The organism is Lacticaseibacillus casei DSM 20011 = JCM 1134 = ATCC 393 (genome assembly GCF_000829055.1).
Classification (GTDB): Bacteria; Bacillota; Bacilli; order Lactobacillales; family Lactobacillaceae; genus Lacticaseibacillus; species Lacticaseibacillus casei.
The window spans coordinates 1891291-1913320 of record NZ_AP012544.1; the positions used below are offsets into that span (position 1 = coordinate 1891291).

A 22030-nucleotide genomic window follows, 5' to 3' on the forward strand; every position below is an offset into this window, starting at 1 on the left:
TGGAAAAAACGAAAAATGCCGGTTTTTGGGACTTTTGCGGATGGGACCGCGATGTGGGAATTTGGTGTGCAGATATTGCAGAAACGGATGGCCTGTTTCTCGGCATGACGAAAAGGCTTTCGCACGCAAACTAATATTTTATCTGTAATCACAAACAAAGCCAAGCAAAAAGCCGCGGCATTTCACCTTGACTGCTTGTCAATGTGAAATGTCGTGACTTGCTGACACTATTTTCGTATGAAAAGTGACACCGTGTCACTTCTTATTTCTGATGCCTTCTACTTTCCCGGGTTAGAAATTGCTCGGACGCTTGTTGCTCCAGCTTGGTCGTCGCATCGTCATCAAGGGCGTGGCGTCCTTCTCTGGTCTCCTGTGGCGCTTCTGGCTGGCGACCCTCCACTGGATGCGTGTCAGTGTCTACCTTTTCTTGAGACGCAGCTGGCGACTTATCCTGATACGCCAGCTGCACTGTCAGGCTGTATGGCTGCGATTCTTTACGCAACCCACTGCGACCCAATAACTTCTGCTCGCCGCCAATCAGAAAGACGTTGGCGGCCACTAGATGATAGTCCTGCGCCGCTTTTTCAACCGGCAACAAGCCCACCCGCTCAACAGTTGCGATGGGTTTGGCCGTCAGCGCATTTAAGCCACCGGTAATAATCAGCTGATCGTTGACATGTTGCAAATCAAAAAACGGCAACGGATAGGGTGCGCCAATAGCGAGAACCGGTTGCTGCGTCTCCTGCGCAACCCGTTCAATCGCTTTGTCGTCCAAGCCCTGATAATTCAAGCTCAAAACGCCTTGCTTAACCAAACTGGCAACCAACGCATCAAGATTCGCTTGTTGGTCATCGGTTAACGCAACATCCGCTGTCAGCAGTTGTTCTTGGGAAAAAACACCGTTAGCTGGTGCAGCTCCCAATTGCGTTTTCAGCTCATTTTCAATAGCCGTTTTCTTTGCACCATTGCTGCCCAGCCATTTTTCAACGGTTGGCGAAATATCAAATCGGGTTGTCTTGTTCGTGAAGTAATACAGGAAGTTCAACCCAATAAAATACAAAAAGACAACAAACGCCAGCAGGAACAACGCCCCGCGGATCCGAAAATCCGGATAACGCAGGTTTTCAATCGCAACATAGAGCAAGTAAAAATTAGCGAAAAATGCCACCCACGTGAAGGCCTTGCCTTTGGGTTTATCAGCAATGTTAAAGTAGCCCAGCACGCGGTTGATAATATCAATAACAGTTAACATGATTTCATCCTTTCCGCGGCTTATTGGCCATTCGTGCCGGTTGTGTCGGTTCCTTGATCAGTACTTGTCTGGTTCTGATCAGTGGTTTGCCCATTATTGGTGGAAGCGGTGCTTGGTGTGGACGTCACAGAAGATGTTGACGCCTTTGAGGTCGAAGTTGCCGAACTTGGTGTCGACGTTGCACTCGCGGTACTGGTCGTTTCGTTATTGTTCTCCTCATGACTCGGCTGCGTCTGCGACTGGCTAGCAGCAGACGGCTGGGACGCCGAAGTTTGACTTGGTTCCGGCTTTGACGAGGCTGAACGCGCAGCCTTAGAAGCCGATTCGGATTTTATTTTGGATACCAACGAACTCTGATCGGTTGCCGATTTAGGCTGATTGACCGGGTTAATCGTATTAACAATGTTATACGCACTAATCAAAACAATCAGCGAAACAATCGCAGTCGGTGGTAATAATGGCGGTGTTCGATAAGCCATGAAGCCAGCTCCTTTCATTCATCGTTTCATTTTACCCCAAAAGTAGCAGGAAGCACCTTAAGTTACCGCTAAAATTATACGCTACTTATAGCGTTGGCCAAAGTGGTGCGCTTTTCAACAATCGTGAGATGGCTACCAATGCATGAGCCACATTTGAAACATGCAACACGACGCATAACTAAAAAAGACATCAGAGAATGGCTATCTCTGGTGCCGATACATCTACGGAGCACATCTGCGTCATTTACTTGCAACTGGTCGTTAGGCGTTAGCTTCTTTCAAGCTGTTCGCCCGCTTTTGGCATTCCGCGCACAAACCATAAAGTTCAAAATTGTGGCTTTGAATTTTAGCGCCCGGAACCTGATCTTCAAAGTAATTCAACGGACACATTTTAAGTTCAATCACTTTGCCGCAGTTCGTACAGATAAAATGGTGATGATGCGGATGCTGGAAATCACACTGCAGTTTAACCACGATTTGATCGTCTTGCATGCGACTTTCCAGGATGCCCATTTCGATGAATGATTTGACGTTGCGATAAATCGTATCATGCGACACCCCAGGGAATTGCGTGCGCATATATCGATCCAAAATCGTGACCGCCGTATACCGATGCTGGTTCCTGCCCAGATAGTCAACCATTGACTCACGTTGTTTGGTGACCCGGTAACCGTGTTGTTTTAACTGCTTTAATGCAATTGTTGTGTTGTCCATGGAATTAAACCCCTTTGGCTTGACACTTTAATTGAAGACGTGTAATGTATCAAATCGTACTGATTACGATTAGTACCATTTAGTGTAACACGCCTGACAGGAGGAAGCAATATGGCTGAAAAAACCGATTATGCATCTGCTGCACGTCTTTTAAAAAGTAAGAATCCCAAGACCCGTTCACGCGCTAAACGTGTGATTGAGGCCGTTAAGAAACCGACTAAATAACCATTGACAGATACCAAAATAGATTGAACGTGGCCTTTTGCTATCACATAGCGAAGGGTCACGTTTTATTTTTGTTCCGGATTCAGCGACATTAACCCGCAGCTTTTCAGCGCCAGGTCCTTCATGAACCGATCAACCTGTTCCCGCGCTTCATCCCAACTGTCATTTTTGATCACCGTGGCAAACGGTTTGAGTTCATCCGGCAAGGTTAAATCCCTCTTATATTCAGGACTTTTCAGCCGTGCTGCCACCATCGCTGGATCATCGCCGCGGCCCAGTAAGCGATCTTTCAAAACAGTCGGATCATCAATGGTGAGAAATAATACCACGACTTCTTTAGGGAGCTCCTGAACATAAGTGATTGCTCCTTTAGTATCCAAGACAATACTTAAAAAAGGATGCTTCGCCCAATTTTTCTCGAGAGATTCATGTGAGGAACCATATTCATAGCCAGCATAAGTGACCTTTTCGATAAAATGTTTCGTTGCAAAACTTGCCGGCGTTTCAAAATAATAATCGACGCCATTCTTTTCACCCTTACGAGCCGGACGAGTGGTGTGCGTCATAACGCGGTGAATTCGGTAGTTATCGCGCAGATATGCACTCACTGTTGTTTTGCCGGTACCTGTTGCCCCTGTGATCACAATCAACTTATGTGCCGCCTTCATGATCCGCCTCCTTGAATATTGCCTCGATTGTACCAAATCAGCGCCGATTCGTCAGCTGAAAATCAACATTGAGCGGTATTTAAAAATGAAATCAATTTAGTCTTTTTTACTCGAAGCTTCAGGACAAGTCCTGGTAAAAAGCGACCACCCCAAAATGATCACTCGACACAAACCCAATCTTCTCGTAAAAGGCGCGTGTGTCTGGTTGATCATCCGTCAACAAAACCCGCTGCCGCACTTCCGGATAGTGATCGACCAATGCCTTCACCAATTGGCGGCCAATCCCTTGACGTTGATAGTTGGGAAGCACCAGCAGATCCTGAATAAAAAGGATCGTTTCACCGTCGTCCACTGCCCGAATCAACCCGACTAACCGGTCCACATCAAAGGCACCCAGAACCTTGAGCGACTGTGCCAAGGCTCGTTTTAGTTTTACGGGATCGCGCATGTACATCACCCATCCAACGGCTTGATATAAGGCCAATACAGCTTCGTCATCAAGTTTGCGATTGTCAATCTTGATCATTCTTTGTCCCCTCCTAGTGAGCTTGAATCACTGCTTGACTCAAGCAAAAATTCATCCACAATTATCAGTTTGATCATATTGTTTGATCATATTGTCGCATAGATTGCGAATAATAGGCTTGCGACTCGTCCGATTATTTTGAATTTATTTTAAAGAAAAAGACCGGCCACCATGACCGATCTTTTAAATATATATTTTGCAGGATGTGAACAACTAATTAAAGACGACGGCCAAATTCAGGTGCAAAGTAAGCCATGCTTTGAACAGTGACACTCTGACCCGGTGCCGGCGCGTGGATGTACTGGCCATTGCCGATGTAAATACCAACGTGATAGGCACTGCCAACCCCGCCCCAGAAGACTAAGTCGCCGGCCTGAAGATCGGAAACCGCCACGTAAGAACCGAGCGTGCTTTGGGCTTGCGAAGTCCGTGGCAAGCTAACGCCGGCTTCTTTAGCTGCGTAGTAAATCAAGCCTGAGCAGTCAAAGCCCGAAGGTGAAGTACCACCATAAACATATGGCACACCGATGTACTTAGCAGCGTTACTTGCGATGCTGCCACCGGAAACAGAAACTGTGCTGCTGCCAGCTGAAGCGGGTGCCGTGGAGGAAGTTACGCTTGTGCTGGAAGCATTGTTGCTTGCAGAAGCAGTGCTGGTGCTTGATGCCGTTGAAGTCGAAGTGGTACTTGCTGCGTCACTAACAGCCTTTTGTGCAGCGGCAGTCTTGGCAGCTTCTTCAGCGGCCAATTCAGCTAACTTGTCTTTATTGGCATCAATCATCTTTTGTGCCTCGGCAGCCGCTTTATCAGCATCTGCCTTCAAGCCATCAATCTTGGCCTTATCGCTTTCAAGTTGCGCCTTGGTTGCAACCAAGCTCTTTTGCTTAGCTTCCTGGTTAGCTTTCAGATCCTTGACTTTCGCCTCTGAATCCTTGACTGCCTGCAAAGCTTCGGTGCTAGCCTGGCTCAACTTGCTAACGGTGAAGGAACGGCCTACCAAGTCGGTCAAACTACTTGAATTCAAAATGAAATCAAAATAGACATTGCCAGTAACCGAATTGCCGACCCGTTTTTGCAAGGAGATCAATTGATCTTTCAAATTGTTCTTGCGCTGGTTGACTTCTTGATTGGCTTTCGTCAGTTGGCCTTCAAAATCAGTGATTTTAGCTTGGCCATCTTTGATCTCAGCCTCGGCCTTTTGAATCGCCAAAACCTTGTTGGAAACGTCATTGCTCAGCTTCGCGCTTTTATCGTTAGTCGCCTGAAGCTGTTTCATCAAGTCGTCGTTCTTCGCTTGCAAACTTGATTTGTCGTCTGCCGCGCGAACGGTTGTTGCTGCTACACCCGAAACCCCAACACCAGCTAATGTTGCAACGGTGATAGCGCCCGTAACTAATTGCCGTAATCTCATCTTTATCGCCACTCCTGCTTTCATTTTGTTCACAATTGTCACATTAACACTGAACTATTACAGGCTTGTTACAAGGCCGTTACCATCAGAATACTTTCGCAATTAAATCAACATTATTTTATGATCATATTGATAATTAGTTTACGTCCTAGTTATATTTTCGCGTTTGCATGCAAAAAAACAGGGACAAAGCGCGGCTTCATCCCTGACTTTTTGCAGTACCTGTCATTTAATTTTTTCTGGTAAATTTTTTAGTTGGCAGCGTTTACTTAGTTGACCCAACCATCAACGACATCGTTTATTTGATCTTAACCAGGAAGTACCGCTTTTTCCCGCGCCGAACAATGACGTACTGACCGTCAAAATGGGTGCTTGGATCAACTTCAAAATCAAGTTCGCGTTGGCGTGTCCCGTTAATTGTGATCGCACCGTTCTGAATGTCCTCACGCGCCTGGCGACGACTCGGTTCGATTTTAGTGGTATCTACCAGCCAAGTAACGATATTCTCTGCAGTTTTCGGCGCTTCCACCGTTGGAAACTGCTTAAATCCCTGCTTGATTTCTTCCGCGCTTAAGTCCGCGACATCACCGGAGAAAAGGGCGGCACTGATGCTTTCGGCTTGATCCACCGCTTTTTGGCCGTGAACAAACTTCGTAACGGAACGGGCCAATTCCCGTTGTGCTTCGCGTTTTTCCGGATGCGTTTTAGTCGCTTCAACCAATTCCGCAATGGCATCCCGTGACAGGAACGTGAAGAACTTGAGGAACTTTTCAACATCGGCATCATCCTGGTTGAACCAGAATTGATAGAACTCATACGGCGAGGTCTTTTCCGGATCAAGCCAAACCGCTCCGCCTGCGGATTTACCAAACTTGGTGCCATCCGCCTTGAGCATCAGTGGATTCGTGAGGCCGTAAGCACGGGCATCCGGGCCTTCGATCCGATGAATCAGGTCAATCCCCGCTGTGATGTTGCCCCACTGATCGGCACCACCAATTTGCAGCTGAACGTCTTCGTGCTTGAACAGATGCAGAAAATCAACCGACTGCAGAATCTGGTAGGTGAACTCGGTGTATGAAATCCCGGTTTCCAAACGGCTGGCTACAACTTCCTTATTCAACATGTTATTGACGGAAAATAGCTTCCCGTAGTCCCGCAAAAAGTCCAGCATCGAGATTTTCGATAACCAATCATAATTATCGACAATCCGGAAATCTTCCGTGCCAAACAGATTCTCCATTTGGGCAGTCAATTTCTTTTTATTGGTGACGATGGTGTCCATCGTCTGCAAAACCCGCTCGGAATTACGTCCGGACGGATCACCAATCGAGCCGGTCCCACCGCCGATAACGATCACTGGACGGTGACCCATCAGCTGAAAACGCTTGAGAATCATAAACGGGATTAAATGGCCGACATGCAATGAATCGCCGGTCGGATCCGTGCCACAATAAACACTGACCGCTTTCTCTTGGGTCAGCTTGCGCAAGCCATCTTCATCTGTCAGTTGGTTCAGTGCTCCGCGCCATTTTAATTCGTCTAAAATCTTACCTCGTTGTATTTCTGTCATCAGTCGATTTCCTCCTATTTGTCATGTGCGCGAGCCGCAATGTTTACGCTTCTTCATAACGCGTTCGCTGGTGCAGAAGCCGGCTCACGCTCAAAAAAAGTCGTCCCTGATCTTATCAATAAGATCAGGGACGACTTTCACCGCGGTACCACCCAAATTATGCTATGCATCACTCTCATGGATATCGGCATGACCCGCGGCCAGTATTTTTTGAGTTGTAATTCATGCTGTTAAGCGCAACGGTTCGCAGCAACCACCGTTTTTCTGAAGCCTACTTAACACCACTACTGCGGCTCAACTGGTAAATGATATGTCAAATTTTACCACAGGTTCATGATTTGTACAGACCAGACATTCTAAGCTGAGCACGTTCCTCAATCTGCCTAATTTTTAAAAGACTCGTCTTTGAGCAATCCGTCTATAGCTTTTAGAACGCCCACATTTGATGCAGGATACCACTGATCAGGATGATCGATGCCTGCGCGCTTAGCAGTCAATAACGAACCGATCCAAACACTTATTTTAGCGTGCAGCAATAAAGCCTGGTCATTTGAGTCGTTACCAAATGCCACATAGTCACCAGGAAACAGTGATTGTGCAGTCGTATACTTATTTACGTCGCGAGTGGTTAAATCAAGGTTATGTTCACCAAGAGAAGCCACTATAGATAACGATGTCTCAGTTTGCAGACTGTCAAAAAGCTGCACCATCTGTTGGTCAGTTAGATTTAGGAGGATAATCTTGATCGGCTGTAGGATATCCTTTAAAGGGCGTCTATGCGCCAAGTGCCCTGGGTCTAACTGTTTAAAAATGGGACTACCCGAACTTAAGCATGCCGCATAATCCCATGACCCATCAACAATGTAATCTAGTTTTTCTTTTGCAATAAGCGTTTTCACGTATTGATAATCATCATTGTCGATTGTTCGACAAAAAGTGATTTTCCCATGTTGAGAGACAATGGAACCATTACCGCCAATTAATGAATCATTAGCGAAAGGCCCCACAATAGGAATGAGGTCCCAGATCGGTCGTGCAGATGCAAAAACGACTTCATGACGCCGTTCTTTGAGCCGTTCAAGCAACATTAGAATACGTTGGTCAATTTTTTGTCCGTCAAAACTGAGCGTTCCATCAACATCAAAAATAAACTTCACAGCAAATCTCCTATAGTCACTAGGCTCTCAAACATGATTCTTTAAATTTATTTTTCAACCCACTGGTATCGTTCTGATCGCCGTATTAATTTTGCGGATCTTGCGGCGCATCATTCGGCGGCAAGTCGGCCGGATACGTTTTGACATCAGCGTCGAGAATATCATACTTATCCATCAGCTTCCGCTCAACCTGCTCGCCTAACTCATAAGAATCGGCAACGGTCATCTTGGGATCAACCCGAATGCCAATCGTGAGCAAAACTGCATCGCCAGCGTACCGGGCTTCAATACTTTGAACGCCGAGGACGCCGGGTACTTGGGTAATCGTTTGCCGATACGCCGCAATTTTCTTGGTGTCAAAGCCATCTGTCAGTTCAAAAATGGCATCCCGCAAGATGGTCCAAGCTGCATACAAAATCAAAATCCCGACAGCAAGCGCAGCACCGCCATCAAGCCATAACCAACCGGCTTTGGCCCCCAATATGGCCAGCAAAGTACCTGTGCTGGTTGCAGCGTCTGAGAAGCTGTCCTTAGACGCCGTTCGCAAAACACTACTATTCAGCTGTTTGGCGCGAATATGATTCATTAACGAGATGGCGCCCATGGCTAATCCGGCCGCCAGACTCACGTAAACCGCCAGTATGCCCGGAACCTGGACTTTGCCCTGGGCCCAAGCCTGCAAGCCGTGGTAACCATCCAAGACAACATCCGCGCCCACCACCAGCATAATCAAGCCGGAGAACAAGGTCGCAATTGTTTGAAACCGCCAGTGGCCAAAACGGTGCTCGCTGTCCGGTCGCTGTTGGGAAATTTGTAAGCCCCAAAGCAAGATAAGTGCCGAGGCCACCCCCGTCAGGTTATTCAGCCCATCCGCGGTCAAGGCTCGAGAATGGGCCAGCTGGGCAATCCACAATTCAGCCACCGTCAAACCGCCATAAACAAATAAATTTAACGCGGCGGCATGCTGGGCGCTTTTAAGCCGCGCAAATCGGCGCTGTTCATCTTTTAAAATATTGCGGCCAGCATCCATGCTAATCCCCCTTGTTGAATAGACTATTTAATAACTATTATAAAGCATCAATGTGACCGTACCACCGTAAAATATTTGTTTTAAATTACGTAAGCGTTTTCTTGCAAAACTTTTACATTCATCACGCCAAATCGCGGATCAGCCTCTCAGCTATCCTGTGATTCACCTGTCTCATATTCTTCCGTCTGCCGCCTTAACGCACTGGCCAGACGTTCCAACCGCGCAATGGTGTCGTCTAACGTTAAGTAGTAATAAATCATATTCCCTTCATGCCGGGATGCGACCATACCGATGTCCTTCAGTCGTTTCAAATGATGTGACGTTGCCGGTTGTGACAACCCAATCGCATCGGCCAAATCACTGACCTTAACGCCTGAGTTATTCTTAGCGGCGCCAAGCATCATAATAAGCCTTTGACGATTCGTATTTGACAATGCGTTGAGATGACCGATGTCTTGCTTGAATTCTTTTAGCGCTTCCTGTTGTGCCGATCTGTACGCCATGATTTCCTCCTCGTGATGTCACTATGAACGTGAGCCAGCCCGGTTAGAAACCGGAATGTAAGTGAAGTGACTTAGGCCAATTGCGTCCAAGATACTTACACGCAGGTTTCCGGGCTGGTGAACGCATTATGGAACCCCAGATGAATCCGTTACCATTCACATCGAATATTACCTGAAACCGTAACGATTGCAACAAATATGCAAACCGTTCATACTGTAACCAAGAACAACCAACAACTTTGGAGGTGCACTATGACAACGACCACAACCTTTCGCGGCTTAGGGGCGGATAACACGCTGACCATTTACACAGACGGCGCCAATGAACTTCTGAATCAAAGTGTCAGCATGATTCGCGCTTATGCCCATTTACTGTCGCTTTATGACGAAGAATCCCTGCTCGTCATGATCAACAATCAGGCCGGTAAAACGCCGGTTCACATCCCTGTCCGTCCGGTCTTCAATCTCATTGCCCAAGCGATTGCCTGGAGCAAGCGGGCTTGGTTATAATGCGTTGATCGGTCCGATTGTTAAGCTGTGGCGCATCGGTTTTGCTGATGCCCGCATTCCATCGGCCAGTGAAGTCAGCGCTGCTTTAGCCTTAACCGATCCGAATCTGGTTGAACTGGATTCGGAAAATCAAACCGTTTTTCTACCTAAAGAAGGTATGGCGCTTGATCTGGGTGGGATTGCCAAAGGGTTTATTGTGGATCAGGTTTACGATTTGTGGGACAAAACCGGTGTCGAAGGCGGTCTGATTGACTTAGGCGGCAACCAACGACTGGTCGGCAAAGCAGCCAGCGGTATTCCGCTATGGCAGTGGCCAATCGCCGATCCGCGCTATCCTGAAAAGCGCAGCATCGCGACCCTGACAACCGAACCAAAAGCAGTGGTCACGACCGGCATTTTTGAACGCCAATCCAAAATTGCCGGCAAGGAGTATCACCACTTAATTGACCCTAACACAGGCTATCCGGTTGAATCCAACATGGCCAGCATCACGGTGATCGCCGATAATGGGCTCCTTGGCGATGTATTGTCCTCCATCGGCTTCTACGCCGGCATTCCAGCAGGGTACGACGCCATCGAGGCAGAAGGTCAGGAAGCCATTTTCGTCACCAAAGAAACCCGCGTTTATCAGACTAGCGGCCTACGCGAAACCCTAGCTATCACGGTATAGCGGGCTGATATAACACTAGAACACAAAAACAGCAACCAACTGCCGAAAACGCTGAGTTGCTGTTTTTTTTACGGCTTGTGTCAGTTATCAAAACCTAAACTGACTCCTAAAGTTCCTGCCAAATTACGCTGCACGGCGGCACCATGGTTCCCACCGGTAACAATGACCGCAGATTTGCCGGAACTAGCTTGGTATTGGCGTCTTGCAACGCTTGCGGCGAACAGGTTGGATTGGCCAACACCACCAGCGTCTGCTCTTCATTCTGACGGACAAAGCCGAAGCTGTCCTCAAAAGTAAACGGAAAGAACGCAGCATCAGCCGCCAATGCCGGTTGATCGATGCGGGTCTGGATCGCAATCTGATATAAATCCATAATCTCCTGATCTTCATGCCCCCAAGGATAAAAGGCACGGTTATCGGGATCCTTCCCTCCAGTCAGCCCGGCTTCGTCGCCGTAATACAGACACGGCACCCCTGGTAACCAATAGAAAAGCGAAACCAGTAATTTCAGCTTCTGACGGTCGCCATTCAAAACCGTTAAAATCCGCGGCGTATCGTGGGTACCAATGTTATTAAAGTTAAAATCAAACGCATTCGGCGGATAATTTTCTTTTAACGTCATCAATTGCCGAACAAAACCGGCCGCGTTGAGCTTGCCACCGACAAAATCGATCAGCATCGACCGCAACGGGTAGTTCATCACGGCATTCAGCTCACCGCCTTCAAAATACTGGCGGCGCTTCCCATAAGCCTGCTTATTAGACGCATCTTCCCACACCTCGCCAATCAAAACGCGGTCCGGGAACTGATCAAGTGTGCTTCGAATCTGCCGAATAAAGCCATCGGTCAGTTCGTCAGCAACATCCAACCGCCAGCCATCAACGCCCATATCCGTCCAATAACTGATCACGGAATCCTTTTTGGCGGCAATAAAGTTATGAAAATCCTGATTGTCTTTATTAATGGCCGGCAGATCCTTCACGCCCCACCAGCTATTGTAATCGTCCGGAAACCGCTTAAACGAAAACCACGATGCATACGGCGAATCCAAACTGTTGGCCGCCCCGACATCATTGTATTCATTCACCGCATTGAAATACCGACTATCCGCACCGACATGGTTAAAGACACCATCGAGAATAACATGCATCCCCTGCCGATGCGCCGCTGCCAAAAACTGTTTAAAATCATGCAACGTACCCAAGACTTCATCAATCGCGTAATAATCGCCGGTGTCATAACGATGATTGCTACGCGCCTGAAAAATCGGACTGAGATACAACGCGTTGATCCCACGCGCGGCCAACAGCGGCAACTTTTGCTGAATCCCGGCCAAATTGCCGCCATAAAAATCCCAGCGCAGAACTTCGCCGTTATTCCCACGAATATACATCGGCCGATCCGACTGCCGCCCATAGATAAATGAATTAGCTTTCGGAGCATTCACATGCCCATCGGCGTTGCCATTCTGAAACCGATCCACAAAAATATGGTAAAAGCGAGCATTCTTGTACCAAGCCGGCACGGGATCAAACGCATGCACCACCGTCAGCTGGTAACTAACCACATCCGCATTGTCCGAATAAGTCTGCCCCAAGCCACCATAACCGCCGTCAACCGCACCAAACCGCTGACGGCCTTCATCGGTTTGCAGTTCAAAATGATAAAACCACAACCCCGAAGACGGCGGGGTAAAAGTAACCGTATAACCATTCGGACTCTGCGTCATCGGCAACGACTGCGCCTGATCCCACTGACCATCCGCAGCAATCACCAACGACGCCTGCGTTACAACACCATCAGCCTTAGCCGAAAAATGCACCAGCGTCCCCTCCCGAACAGCCCCAAACGGCCGCCGCTCGGTAAATGAATCGAATTGAAACATGTGAACCTCCTGCTTTACAAAATATGGCAGTGCTATGACATTAGCCTTAGTTGATGAAGTTAAACGCAGCACCAACTCCAACTAAAGCAGAGTGCCAAGGCGGAGCTATCGGAGGCCAGAGGGGGCTCAGTGGTGAAATTGTACTAGCTGGGCGATCTTCCCAGCGTAGTACAAGGCCGAGCTTTGAGACTCTGCGCTTTTTGCAGAGGCTCAAAGTCGTGCCCACCACGTTCCAGCCCCCTCTGGCCGGAGATAGCGGAGTTTGGCGCGGAGTAGCAGACATCACTGTCACACACCAAGCCAAGTTGCCACTGCGATACTACTTATCCTTCAGTGTCACTACCATCATCCTCAGGCGTTTGCGGAACCACATGCCAAATCTCGCGGCCATACCGCTGAACCGTAAAGTCCGCCGAGAACCGGCCACTCTCCGCAATATTAACCAACGCCTTCTTCGCCCAAAGCTCCGGCTGCTGATAAAGCTTATCCAACCGCGCATTAGCCGCCAGATAACTCTCAAAATCCGCCAGCACAAAATACTCATCATTGTACATCAACAGAGCATTGTAAATATCGCGGCCTTCCGTCTCAATCCCCGGAATCTTCCCATTCACGAGCATATCCAACACGGCATGCAACCGCGGATCCTTTTCATAAAAGTCCCGCGACCGATAATCGCCGCGCTGATAGTACCCGGCAATCTCTTTTTCGGTTAACCCGAAGATCTCGATATTATCATCGCTAACCGCATTCTTAATCTCGATATTAGCCCCATCCAGCGTCGCCAAGGTCAACGCCCCGGCACTCATCAGCTTCATGTTACTCGTACCGCTGGCTTCCTTGCCGGCCGTCGAAATCTGCTCCGAAATATCCGCCGCCGGAATAATCTTTTCAGCCATCGACACGCCATAGTTCGGCAAAAAGACAACCTGCAAATAAGGACTGACATCCGGATCACTATCGACCATATCAGCCACCGCATTCATGACCTTAATGATTTCCTTGGCATACACATAACTAGGCGCAGCTTTTGCCCCAAAAATATGCAGCCGCTTCGGTCGCTTCTCGCCACGCTTAATTGCCAAGTATGCGTCCAGAATTCCTAAAAGATGCAGTAACTGGCGCTTGTAAGCATGCAGCCGTTTAATCTGCACATCAAAAATGGCATCGGGATCAACTTTCACATGAACAGTTTGGTCAATATATTTAGCCAGTTCCCGCTTATTCTCCGCCTTGGTCGCATTTAAATCGGCCAAAAAGCGCGTGTCGTCAATGTAATCATGTAATTTGCGCAGCGCCAATGGATTCTGCCGCCACGCCGTTCCGATTTTCTTGTCCAACAAGTGCGCCAGCGGCCGATCACCGATTTGAATCCAGCGCCGTGGCGTAATGCCGTTGGTTTTATTGTTAAACCGCTCCGGGAAAATCTGGAAAAGATCATGCAGCACATCTTTTTTCAACAATTCACTATGAATCGGCGCCACCCCATTCACCGCATGCGAGCCGATGGTTGCCAGATACGCCATGCGCACCTGCCCGTTACCCAGCGGCGCAATGCGATCGATCATGGCCTGGCCAAATTGCGGCACAAAGGCCAACCGGAAGCGGCGATCGATTTCCTGTACAATCTGGTAAATCCGCGGCAACAACCCGCTGAACATGTCAATCGGCCAGACTTCCAATGCTTCGGAAAGCAAGGTGTGATTCGTATAACTCATCACCTTGAGCGTAATGCGCCAGGCTTCATCCCAGCCCACATGCTCGTCGTCCATTAACACGCGCATCAACTCAGGAATTGCCATCGCCGGGTGGGTATCGTTAATATGAATCGCCACTCGATCGGCAAACCCGGCCATACTGTTGTGAGTCCGACGATAATGACGAACAATACTTTGAATGCCGGCACTCGTGAAGAAGTATTCCTGCCGCAACCGCAATTCCTTACCAGCATTATCCGAGTCATCCGGATACAGAATCTGAGTGATCTGATTAATCCGTTCGCGCTGCTCCAAGGTAAAATGCGGCCCGGCATTAATTGGGGCCTCAGCCGACCACAGCCGCAGATTATTGACAACACCATTGTGATACCCAACCATCGCCACATCATACGGCACGGCCAAGACATCATCGGTATTATGATAAATCACCCGCAAATGGCCGCTGCGACTCGGCCGCAACTCAACCCAGCCACCAAACTTTACGGTGACGGCGCGGTTTTCCTTACGGGTCTCCCAAGGAAAACCATTGCGCATCCAGTCATCCGGCAATTCGACCTGATAGCCATTCACAAACGCCTGCTTAAACAAGCCATATTGATAGCGAATACCATTCCCGTTGCCGGCCATACCAACACTGGCCATGGCATCCATAAACGCCGAAGCCAGCCGGCCAAGCCCGCCGTTACCTAAGCCGGGATCCGCTTCCGCAGCAAAGATCTTTTGCGGATGCAGATCCAATTCCTCCAAGCCAGCTTCAACTTCATCCAGAATCCCGAGATTCAGCAAATTTGATTGCAGTAGACGGCCCGGTAAAAATTCGATCGAGAAATAAAAGACCTGTTTGGTTTCTTCCTCGTCATAACGCTCCTTGGTGTTAGCCCAGGGCTGGGCGATATATGACCGCGTCAGTAACGCAAGCGCCTGATAAAGTTGCTGCGAAGACAGATCTTCAATCGGCGCCGCATACAATTTCAAGGCCATATCTTTGAATTCCGTGATGAATTGTTCCTTCGTTAATGACATCAAATATACACCTCATCAAAATAAACAACCGTAATCGTTCGCCTAAACATGAATAACGAGGTCCAATCAAATCTCCGCCACTTTTGGTTAGACGTTGATCGTCTTACCTGCTTTGCGTGCGATTCGACCCGACCTCGTTGATTGCCACCTCATGCTTTACCTAAAATTCGGTCATACCCCTTCAAATACGCAGCCGCCGAATGATGCCAGTCAAAATCCATGGCCATGGCTTGTTGCTGCAGTCGAGCATAAACCTTAGGCTGATCCGCGTAAACATTTTTGGCCATTCGTAAGATTTTCGCAAAGACACCAGCATTGTACTCCCAGAAACTAAAGCCATTACCGGCACCGGTTTCCGCGTTATACGGCGTCACCGAATCCCGCAGTCCACCGGTTTCATGCACGATTGGCAACGTTCCATACCGCATCGCCATCATTTGCGCTAAGCCGCTGGGTTCAAACGCACTCGGCATCATGAAGAAGTCGGCCCCAGCATAAATCCGCTGCGCCATCGCTTCGTCAAAATTAATCCGCACGGCTAACTGACCCGGGAAGCGATCCTGCATCGACAGTAAATCTTCTTCAAGATCGCGATCGCCGGTTCCCAAGATCACAACTTGGACATTATTCTGCACCAAGAAGTTCTCCAAGGCGTCAACCAGTAAATCGGCACCTTTTTGCCGGGTTAGCCGACTGACCATCGCAAACAACGGATCGGACCGCTTCGGCAAATGCATCTCTTCTTGCAAAACGCGTTTGTCCTTGTCTTTGCCCTTTAAATTCTTGGCGTTGTAATGATACGCCAGATGCGGATCGGTTTCCGGATCATATATTTCCGCATCGATCCCATTCAGGATCCCGACTAATTTACCACTTTGTTTGCGTAATGTGCCATCCAAATGCTCGCCAAACGCCGGTGATTGAATTTCCTGTGCATAACTAGGACTCACCGTTGACACTAAATCGGCAAAATTGATGCCGCCTTTAAGCCAGTTGACCGAACCATCCTGGGCAAACCCATCATCATTAAAACTCTGGCGGCCAATTTGAAAGACCGTGTCCAGAATTGATGGCGGGAACCATCCCTGAAACTGCAGATTATGGATGGTCAACTGAGTTTTAATATTTTGATACGGGCGAATCCAGCCATACTTCTCCTTCAACAGCACCGGAATAAACGCCGTGTGCCAGTCGTTGGCATGAATGATATCCGGAATCCACTCAATGACCTGCAGCATTTCGATCACGGCCATCTGGAAAAAACCGAACCGGCCGCCATCATCCCAGTAACCATACAGGCCATCGCGATCAAAATACTGGCGGTTATCGATCAGATAATACGTCACATCCCCCAGCTTAATCGTTTTAAGACCCACGTAAACCGGGCGACCACCCATTTCAATCGTAAAGTGCGTCAGGTTCTTAACCTTAGGCAGATACTTAGCCGGAAATTTCTTTTCGTAAAACGGAATGGCAACCCGAATGTCGACGCCTTGCTTTTTAATCGCTTTTGGCAAGGCATACGTGACATCACCTAAGCCCCCGGTTTTATAAAACGGAGCACTTTCTGCAGCAGTAAAAAGAACTTTAAGCACGAGCCGTCACTCCCTTACCATCTGGCTGAAAGACTTTCTGATTCTTGGCGAATACAAGCGGTTCTTCCGGGGTGCCTTCCAAAGCCAGATTCGGCCCGATGATCACGCCATTGTCCAGAATCGCATACTTCACGCTGGAGCCAGTGCCAACCTTGCTGCCTTGCATGACGATGCTGTGATCAACCAGCGCATCCCGATGAATGTGGACATTGCGGAAAAGGATCGAATGGTTAACGTCACCTTCAATGAAATCACCGGTGCCGAGCAAGCTGTTCGTCACTTTTGATTCGGTTGAGAAGTACGTCGGAATTTCGTTCTTATTCTTGGTTTCAATCGAGTTGGCACTGTAGAGCAACGCCTGATAATTCTGATCCTCCAGCATACTCATGTTGGCATCATAGTAACGCTGAAATGTATTGAGTTTGGCCAAAAAGCCGGTGTACTCAAACGCATTGGCATTATTTTGCAACACGGCTTCGCGCATGATCTGCGGCAGGCGCTTGAAGGTTGGTGCTTCGGATGCGTCGATCAGTAAATCAATCAAGTCAATGGTGCCGATGAGGTAAATGTCCATGAACGCCGGAATTTTACCTTCTTTAAGGTGACCGCGGTTTTCCGAGGCCGGCACAACTGAGCTGGCAGTCCCCAATTCGGTCATGTCCAACGTGAGATCCTCAGGCTGCATCGCCGTTTCGGGTAAATTTTTGTAAACGGCGGTGACGGGACTTTCACCGGCTTGATGGTACGCCACAATCGCGTCCACATCGACATTGGCAACATTTTGCGTGCCCATAATGATCGTGTATTGGACGCTGCTCTTACGCAGAAATTGCAGATAGTCGTCATAATAACGAGCCCGCAGTTGCGGATCTTCGTAATCGCGGCCGGCCATATACGGATACGTGAAAATGCCGCCCGTGATCTGATCCATGTTCCAGGTGGACCCGCTGCGGATGTGGTCGGTCACACTACGCCCGGATTTAGGCAGGAAAATCGCCACACTGCGAACATTCGCGTGATCCAGTGATGACAGCGGAAAATCAATGAGCCGGTAGCGTCCTGCAAATGGCAGGGTGCCGATCGGGCGGGCTGCCGTCAATGGCTGAATTTGGTCGTCTTTTTCATTCAGATCAATGATTGCTGCTAAATCGCCTTTTCTCATTCTTTTTCAGTCCTTCCTAAAACTTCCCCGTAACCGACAACACTAATTTCGTTTGGTTTTCCGACAACCTTGCCATTGTCGCCAATGATCGCATTTTCGCCGACAATCGCCTGATCGACGGTGACGTTCTTACCGATGACAGCGTTTGGCATGATCATACTATCCTTAATAACCGAACCTTCACCGATCTTGACATTTTGGCTCAAGATGCTGTGCTCAATGGCACCGGCAACATAGCAGCCGTCCACAATCATCGAGCCGGAAACTTTGGCGGTTTTGGTCAGGAACATCGGTGGCAGTGCTTCGTTTTGGCTGAAAATGCGCCAGTTGCGATTGCCGATGTTGAGTGGGTTGTTTGGATTCAGGAACTCCATGTTAGCTTCCCATAGACTTTGAATCGTCCCGACATCCTTCCAGTAACCCCGAAACGCATATGCATAACTGGCTTCATTATGGGTTAGATATGCCGGAATGACGTCATGACCGAAGTCTTCCATTGCCCCATCTGTGGCATAACTTTCGGTCAGGTATTGCTTGAGCGTTGGCCAGTTGAAGATGTAGATCCCCATGGACGCCAAGTTGCTCTTTGGCTTGGCCGGTTTTTCTTCAAATTCGATAATCCGGTCAGTGTCATCGGTGTTCATAATGCCAAAACGCTTTGCTTCGTCTTTGGCGACGGGCATGACGGCCACGGTCAGGGATGCTTTCTTGGCTTTGTGGTAGTCCAGCATGGCTTGGGCGGGCGGTGTATAAATGATTCAGCGTCTTCGTGAAGCCTTGCATCTTCTTATTCATCGGATCCTTCAAATCGACCCACTCGAGCTGGCTCCAGTCGCGCCATTCGAGAAACTGTCCCCATTCGCTGCCCATGAATAATAGCTTTTTCCCGGGGAATGTCGTTTGCCAGACGTACATGGTGCGTAAGTTAGCGAACTGATTGTACCGGTCGCCTGGCATTTTGTGCATCAGGCTCTTCTTCCCATGCACCACTTCATCATGTGAAAACGGTAAGACGAATTGTTCGTTGTACATATACATGAATGAGAACGTCAATAAATTCATATCACTGTGACGATACACCGGATCTTCTTCAAAGAACTTGAGCGTATCGTTCATCCAGCCCATGTTCCACTTGTAATTGAAGCCTAGGCCGCCGGTGTTGATCGGCGCCGATACCTTTGGATAAGCCGAGCTTTCTTCGGCCATCATGAGCACATCGGGATGCTTGGCGAACACTTTGGTATTCAATCGCTTTAAAAAGGCAATGCCCTCGAGGTTGTCACGGCCGCCAAATTGATTGCGGTCATTTTCCTTGCCGGCGTCATAATCCATGTACAGCATGTTGGAAACGGCATCGACACGTAGCCCATCAAGGTGACAATGATCCAGCCAGTACATGGCGCTGGAAATTAAAAAGCTTTGAACCTGTGCCTTGCCCAAATCAAAATTCCAGGTGCCCCACCGAACGTTTTCGGCGCGGTGCTGGTCGGTGTATTCAAAGGTCGGCGTCCCGTCGAATTGTGCCAGCATATCGGTATTTTTAATAAAATGCCCGGGCACCCAGTCCATGATGATGCCAAGCCCGGCTTCGTGCGCAGCGTCAACGAATCGCAGAAAGTCTTCGGGTTCGCCGAAACGGCTGGTCGGGGCAAAATAGCCCATCAACTGATAGCCCCATGAGGCATCTAGCGGGTGTTCCATTAATGGCAGAAACTCGATGTGGGTGTAGCCCAAATCCTTCACATACGGGATCAACTTATCAATGGCGTCCTGATACGTCATGTACCCGCCATCCGGGCCGGCATTGGTGTCGCGAATGAACGATCCTAGGTGCACTTCGTAAATCGTCAAGGGTTCGTCATACGGCCGCCACTTGCTGCGCTTGGCCAGCCAGGTATCGTCATGCCAAGTGATCCGGGGGATATCAACCAAACGTGCAGCACTGCCGGGTTTACGTTCAAAACCGAAGCCATAAGGATCGATCTTTTCGTGGGTCGCGCCGTCCGGACCAACAATCTGGTACTTATATAACTGATGTTTCTGGGCAGACAATTCACCGTACCAACAGCCGGTTTGCCCTTGGAGCTTCAGCGGGCTGCCATGCCAATCGTTAAAATCACCGACAACCTGGACCTGCTTGGCGTGCGGCGCCCAAACGAGGAATGACCATTTACCTGGTTCCACTTCATGGGCCCCAAACCGGTTGTAACTTTGAAAATCCTGTCCTGTGTTGAAAAGATATAACCAATCTTTTAATCCTTGGATCATGATCACTCCCCCAATCACGTGAGCGTGAGCCGGCGCGCTTAGAAACCGGAGTGAAAGCGGCCTCGTGCGCACTGGCCCGGGCTTAGGCCATTGTGCACGAGATCCTTACACACAGGTTCCTGCGCCGGTGAACGCGTTATGCTTCGGCCTGCTTCACCTTCATCACGTATCGCGAATATTCCCTATCGCCCCAAGTGTAACAGCAAGACATTCAAAAGGCTCAAGAAACGCTCACCTGAACACTTTTATAAATAAAACGATTAGCTACCGCCAAGAGGAATATAATCCCCTTACGCACCTAATTGTAACCGCTTACGCCAGATATTAACAGTAAATACAATTTTTTCGGTTGAGTTATTTGTGAGAATCTCCTAAGATGGAGCCTATATTATTTAATGGAATCGCAATGTTAACCAAACTGACCAAATTTGCTGGTCTAGTTAAGCACCCAACCACTGGAGGGATGACGATGAGCGTCGATATAGATTGGAACAACCTAGGATTTGATTACATGCAACTGCCGTATCGCTATGTTGCCCACTGGAAGGACGGTGCCTGGGATGAAGGCACCCTATCCACTGACCCAAATCTAAGTCTCAACGAAGGCTCCCCGATTCTGCATTATGGCCAAGGCGCCTTCGAAGGACTCAAAGCTTACCGTACCAAATCCGGAAAAATTCAACTTTTCCGGCCGGATCAAAATGCCCATCGGCTACATAACTCTGCGGAAAAGTTATTGATGCCACCGTTCCCTGAAGACCAGTTCGTGGACGCGGTCAAACAGGTTGTAGCTGCCAACCATGACTACGTGCCGCCATATGGTACCGGCGCCACACTTTACTTGCGGCCAATGCTCATTGGGGTTGGTCCCAATATCGGTGTCGCACCGGCAAAAGAATACATTTTTGACGTCTTTGCCATGCCAGTTGGTCCTTACTTTAAAGGCGGCATGGTACCGACCAAGTTTGTTGTTGCCGATCAGCATGACCGCGCTGCCCATTATGGTACTGGCCAGGCTAAAGTCGGCGGCAACTATGCGGCTTCCTTGCAGGCCGGCAAGTTTGCACATGAACACGGCTATGGCGATGCGATCTACTTGGATCCAATTGAGCATAAGTATATCGAAGAAGTCGGGTCGGCTAACTTTTTTGGTATTTCTAAAGACGGCAAAACCTTGAAAACGCCGAAGTCTCCTTCGATTTTGCCAAGTATCACGAAGTACTCCATCTTGACACTGGCGCACGACCGGTTCGGCATGAAGACCGAGGAAACCAAGATTGCCATTACAGACTTAGATCAATTTGGCGAAGCCGGCGCGTGTGGCACTGCCGCGGTCATTACACCAATTGCCAGCATCACGTACAATGGCCATGAGCATGTCTTCTATTCCGAAACCGAAGTCGGTCCTTACACCAAGAAAATTTACGATGAGCTGACCGGCATCCAGTTTGGGGATGTCCCGGCTCCGGAAGGTTGGATTGTGGACGTGCCGGTTGACTAGCTGAGTTTTTGACTTTCTCGTCACCATGCCGTGCCAAACTCTGCAATCTCCGGCCAGCTGGGTCTGGAACGCAGTGGGCACGACTTCGAGCCCGCAAAGTACGCGGTCTCGAAGATCGGCCTCATTGTAGGCGGTAAACCGCCAACAATGACTTCACTGCTGA

16 protein-coding genes and 3 pseudogenes are annotated in these 22030 nt (G+C 48.9%); 3 read left to right on the forward strand and 16 right to left on the reverse strand.

The window, feature by feature from the left end; translation table 11 throughout:
• Window positions 1-262: 262 nt before the first annotated feature.
• The 3 genes from LBCZ_RS09285 to LBCZ_RS09295 all read right to left on the reverse strand — a co-directional run bounded on the left by LBCZ_RS09285 (window position 263) and on the right by LBCZ_RS09295 (window position 2445).
• Entirely contained in the window at window positions 263-1252 is a 990-nt protein-coding gene (locus LBCZ_RS09285; RefSeq protein ID WP_025012880.1) for a DUF6681 family protein, read from the reverse strand.
• A 20-nt stretch (window positions 1253-1272) separates the two neighbouring features.
• Complete coding sequence (locus LBCZ_RS09290; RefSeq protein WP_039639219.1) at window positions 1273-1731, reverse strand: hypothetical protein; 459 nt, start codon at window positions 1729-1731, stop codon at window positions 1273-1275.
• A gap of 261 nt (window positions 1732-1992) precedes the next feature.
• Window positions 1993-2445 carry a Fur family transcriptional regulator gene (locus LBCZ_RS09295; RefSeq protein WP_010491549.1) on the reverse strand — a complete coding sequence of 151 codons (453 nt, stop codon included), beginning with the start codon at window positions 2443-2445 and terminating at the stop codon, window positions 1993-1995.
• Window positions 2446-2556: 111 nt separating this feature from the next.
• Here LBCZ_RS09295 and LBCZ_RS15660 point away from each other — a divergent pair, with 111 nt between their 5' ends.
• The gene (locus LBCZ_RS15660; RefSeq protein ID WP_041084747.1) at window positions 2557-2670 is read left to right on the forward strand and encodes a putative metal homeostasis protein; all 114 of its coding nucleotides are present in this window, start codon (window positions 2557-2559) and stop codon (window positions 2668-2670) included.
• Window positions 2671-2735: 65 nt separating this feature from the next.
• Here the strand turns inward: LBCZ_RS15660 and LBCZ_RS09305 are convergent, their stop codons facing one another.
• The 7 genes from LBCZ_RS09305 to LBCZ_RS09335 form a co-directional block, all read right to left on the reverse strand.
• Window positions 2736-3338 carry a nucleoside/nucleotide kinase family protein gene (locus LBCZ_RS09305; protein WP_025012881.1) on the reverse strand — a complete coding sequence of 201 codons (603 nt, stop codon included), beginning with the start codon at window positions 3336-3338 and terminating at the stop codon, window positions 2736-2738.
• Window positions 3339-3456: 118 nt separating this feature from the next.
• The gene (locus LBCZ_RS09310) at window positions 3457-3864 is read right to left on the reverse strand and encodes a GNAT family N-acetyltransferase (protein WP_025012882.1); all 408 of its coding nucleotides are present in this window, start codon (window positions 3862-3864) and stop codon (window positions 3457-3459) included.
• Between the two features lie 217 nt (window positions 3865-4081).
• Window positions 4082-5275 (reverse strand): C40 family peptidase, encoded by a 1194-nt coding sequence (locus tag LBCZ_RS09315; protein WP_039639221.1) that lies wholly within the window; start codon window positions 5273-5275, stop codon window positions 4082-4084.
• 298 nt (window positions 5276-5573) lie between these two features.
• On the reverse strand, window positions 5574-6845 hold the full coding sequence (gene tyrS / locus LBCZ_RS09320; protein WP_025012883.1) for a tyrosine--tRNA ligase: 1272 nt from the start codon (window positions 6843-6845) through the stop codon (window positions 5574-5576).
• Between the two features lie 383 nt (window positions 6846-7228).
• Window positions 7229-8002: an HAD hydrolase family protein gene (locus tag LBCZ_RS09325; protein WP_052253357.1), complete on the reverse strand. Its 774-nt coding sequence runs from the start codon at window positions 8000-8002 to the stop codon at window positions 7229-7231.
• Between the two features lie 85 nt (window positions 8003-8087).
• Window positions 8088-9032: a cation diffusion facilitator family transporter gene (locus tag LBCZ_RS09330; RefSeq protein ID WP_025012884.1), complete on the reverse strand. Its 945-nt coding sequence runs from the start codon at window positions 9030-9032 to the stop codon at window positions 8088-8090.
• A 146-nt stretch (window positions 9033-9178) separates the two neighbouring features.
• Complete coding sequence (locus LBCZ_RS09335) at window positions 9179-9538, reverse strand: ArsR/SmtB family transcription factor (protein ID WP_025012885.1); 360 nt, start codon at window positions 9536-9538, stop codon at window positions 9179-9181.
• A 249-nt stretch (window positions 9539-9787) separates the two neighbouring features.
• On the opposite strand from LBCZ_RS09335, the pseudogene LBCZ_RS09340 reads away from it, so the two are divergent.
• A pseudogene (locus LBCZ_RS09340) lies at window positions 9788-10715 on the forward strand (FAD:protein FMN transferase).
• Window positions 10716-10821: 106 nt separating this feature from the next.
• Here the strand turns inward: LBCZ_RS09340 and LBCZ_RS09345 are convergent.
• From LBCZ_RS09345 to glgB, 6 genes and pseudogenes are all read right to left on the reverse strand, one after another.
• Window positions 10822-12600: a glycoside hydrolase family 13 protein gene (locus tag LBCZ_RS09345; RefSeq protein ID WP_039639224.1), complete on the reverse strand. Its 1779-nt coding sequence runs from the start codon at window positions 12598-12600 to the stop codon at window positions 10822-10824.
• Between the two features lie 323 nt (window positions 12601-12923).
• Window positions 12924-15341, reverse strand: a complete 2418-nt coding sequence (locus LBCZ_RS09350) for a glycogen/starch/alpha-glucan phosphorylase (protein ID WP_039639226.1) — start codon at window positions 15339-15341, stop codon at window positions 12924-12926.
• Window positions 15342-15490: 149 nt separating this feature from the next.
• Window positions 15491-16936 carry a glycogen synthase GlgA gene (glgA, locus tag LBCZ_RS09355; protein ID WP_025012886.1) on the reverse strand — a complete coding sequence of 482 codons (1446 nt, stop codon included), beginning with the start codon at window positions 16934-16936 and terminating at the stop codon, window positions 15491-15493.
• On the reverse strand, window positions 16929-18098 hold the full coding sequence (glgD, locus tag LBCZ_RS09360) for a glucose-1-phosphate adenylyltransferase subunit GlgD (RefSeq protein ID WP_039639228.1): 1170 nt from the start codon (window positions 18096-18098) through the stop codon (window positions 16929-16931). Before glgD ends, glgA begins: the two co-directional genes overlap by 8 nt.
• A pseudogene (locus LBCZ_RS09365) lies at window positions 18095-18853 on the reverse strand (sugar phosphate nucleotidyltransferase); the annotation flags it as partial. The gene glgD and the pseudogene LBCZ_RS09365, both read right to left, overlap by 4 nt.
• Window positions 18831-20366: pseudogene (glgB, locus tag LBCZ_RS09370) on the reverse strand (1,4-alpha-glucan branching protein GlgB); the annotation flags it as partial. The pseudogenes glgB and LBCZ_RS09365, both read right to left, overlap by 23 nt.
• A 469-nt stretch (window positions 20367-20835) precedes the next feature.
• Between glgB and LBCZ_RS09375 the strand changes: the two are divergent.
• The gene (locus LBCZ_RS09375; RefSeq protein ID WP_025012889.1) at window positions 20836-21867 is read left to right on the forward strand and encodes a branched-chain amino acid aminotransferase; all 1032 of its coding nucleotides are present in this window, start codon (window positions 20836-20838) and stop codon (window positions 21865-21867) included.
• Window positions 21868-22030 lie beyond the last annotated feature (163 nt).